At 40.0% G+C, this 2,574-nt stretch carries 2 protein-coding genes; one reads left to right on the top strand and one right to left on the bottom strand.

The features are described from left to right. Window positions 1–249: 249 nt before the first annotated feature. The gene (locus KDK14_RS12755) at window positions 250–534 is read right to left on the bottom strand and encodes a YfcZ/YiiS family protein (protein WP_257265522.1); all 285 of its coding nucleotides are present in this window, start codon (window positions 532–534) and stop codon (window positions 250–252) included. Between the two features lie 412 nt (window positions 535–946). Between KDK14_RS12755 and KDK14_RS12750 the strand changes: the two genes are divergently transcribed. Next, entirely contained in the window at window positions 947–2,299 is a 1,353-nt protein-coding gene (locus tag KDK14_RS12750; protein ID WP_257265521.1) for a hypothetical protein, read from the top strand. Window positions 2,300–2,574 lie beyond the last annotated feature (275 nt).

The raw sequence follows: 2,574 nt of genomic DNA, 5'->3' as shown, positions 1-2,574 counted from the left end.
CCACGCCTGCGCGGCCCGGCCCGATTAGGCGATGCTTTACGACGGGTTTGGTAAAACATGGGTGGAACTGTTACGGGAGCAGCAACTATATCATCGGAAAAACCTGTGTCAAAGCCTGGCAACTCCGCTGAACACCGCGTCAACATTGAGCTTCGCCGATTTTCACTGGTAACCGTTAACGACTGTAAATCGCCTGTTAACCAGCGTTTAAACCCAATGTCATTGATCAGACATTAACAGGTACATTTACTACCTGAGATACAATTCAAAAATCATTTTCTCCGCCGTACAGTCAAAATCAAACATGGCATCAATGGTGACACTGCCCTTATGGTGATTCACCATTTTCTTTATCTGGCAGTGGTCAGAAATACTGTTCGCCAGTGCTTCCATCTTTGCCATCTGATCATTTGCCTGTTGTTCAGTATCGCCTTTGATGCTCATTACCAAGTGGGTATCCCCGGGTACAATCACCTCGCCAATCTCAACACAGTGATCGATACCAACTTCCAGTTCAGCGGTGGTTTTCTCCATGTCAGGCCTCCTGTTGAATGCCAGATAATGATATGCAAACTGTGGTTTTCTGAAAAAAACCCAACAATAAGATAGATTTTTAAATCAATTAGCTATAAATAGTTAGCCATTACTGCAAGCATCCACTAATCATCTTAAACTACTTTCACCCACCGTTAATAACATTTTGATTCTAATAAGTTAAAAAACAAAACATTAGTTCATTTATCAGTTAAATTGGCAAAAATCCCGGCACAACAGCACTGGAATTGACTGGATAAGTAAAAACCAGAAAAAAATGGAACCATATTACAAATTATTGGTCAAAAAGAATAACACCCGGATCTTATGAAATGGGAATCGACACAAAAATAGCAACAACCGAATCATATAAAAAAATCAGATATATACGGAAGTTATCAGGAACCAGTCAATGTCGAACACAATATCAACTGTAATGAATCAAAAAAAAACTGAGTATCCTCAAGAAACCTCTGTTGTTCCCGGGTTTTTGAGTACTCCGGTTAGTGTTTCCAACATTTCAAGCTATTTTTTGTCTTCTCAGGAAAGCAGCCATCTGCCTGAAAAAATTTCTTCATACAACATATCACTCCTTGAAATGGACGGTTTTATCGTCGTATCTTTTGCTTCAGACCAGGTGACTCATCCTGGTGAAACCACGACAGTAGCAGAACCCGCATCAACAGGAGATTCTGCCCAATTAGAATGCTGCTTTCCCGTTGATGATCCGCAACGATTCTATTCATTCTGGCATAATAATAATGCATCCCGGGATAAATCCACTGATTACACGCCCTTATCGTTGAATGTCAAGGATACATTATGTGTGTCTATTGGGGATGATAGCGAAGCAGATGATCAATTTTTCGAAGAAACGATGCCTGTTAATGCCCCTGACAGCATAATTCCTCCCAAGAGTCTGCCCTGCTTTGATACTAACAGTATGATTTACATTCCTGAGGAGTCAGAACAACTGGATATTCATACTGTTGACATCATTAAGGGCAGTGAGCTTGCAAATCAGCTTGGCACTTCGGGTAAAGTCACCGTTGACAAAGTGTTTTATCAAGAAGGAACCGGTGCTATTTACGCCCGGGTAACGATCAATGGCATAGAACAGTTATTGACTCTTTTTTATATCAAAGTAGAAACCAACCTCGAGCTTCCGGTCACCCAATATCAGCTGGATTCGTATCTCTCAGAGACAAAAGATGAGTATGCTCCTCACTATGAATTCTTCAGGAAGGAGTTAAAAAATCGTTTCAGCACAGAGGTAATGGGAACGAAAAACAATAAAATCGAAGAACATAAATGGCGAATGAAATTATTAAGAAAAACGATACCAAAATATATGTATCCAAAAACCATAGCACCGGTAAAATATTATTGTTGCAATCAGGGCATCAGCGGTATCACTAATAAAAAAGGAATTGACGTCATTGAAGCGGTCAAGATGAGAATGTTTCACCAAGAGGAGAAATTGGTTAACCCAAAAGGGCCTCGGTTGAAACACCAGGATAAAGAGTCAGCACTCAAACACGTCGCGGAACAAAAAAGCGTGCTGGCGGCCAGTCAACGTGATGCCAAAAAACTGAAAATACACTTTGACGAGTCACCGAAGGTTACTTTGTCCCAAAGACAAGCAGAAACAGTCAAGATGCTAAATGAAAAGAGGGTAATGGCCAAAAAGGCAAGGATTGATATCGGAACTCATAAGGATATTGTCACATTTACACGCGATGCCCGGGTTCTTTTAAAATTTTGAAAAAATGCCGCAATCCTTTAATGCCAAGGTTTTCTGCGATTTCATTCATACATTAATACGGCAGAAGCGGGCAATTTAAACGACAATATTTATATATAGCTTACATAAATCAGGCACTAAGGCCTTTCAATTTCTCTGAAGTCCTTGATAACCTGAGAAAATTCAATTTTTTAATATTTATTTCAAACCCGTGTATTGCGTCATATTAGTGTGATAAAGCATTAAGTAGCTGGCCATATGGAATCGTATATTTCTGGCTACTTGGGCTGGTACTA

The sequence above is a fragment of the Endozoicomonas sp. ONNA2 genome (assembly GCF_024606365.1).
Classification (GTDB): domain Bacteria; phylum Pseudomonadota; class Gammaproteobacteria; order Pseudomonadales; family Endozoicomonadaceae; genus Endozoicomonas.
Note: the sequence above shows the minus strand (reverse complement) of the source record. Positions and strands in the feature narration are given on the sequence as shown.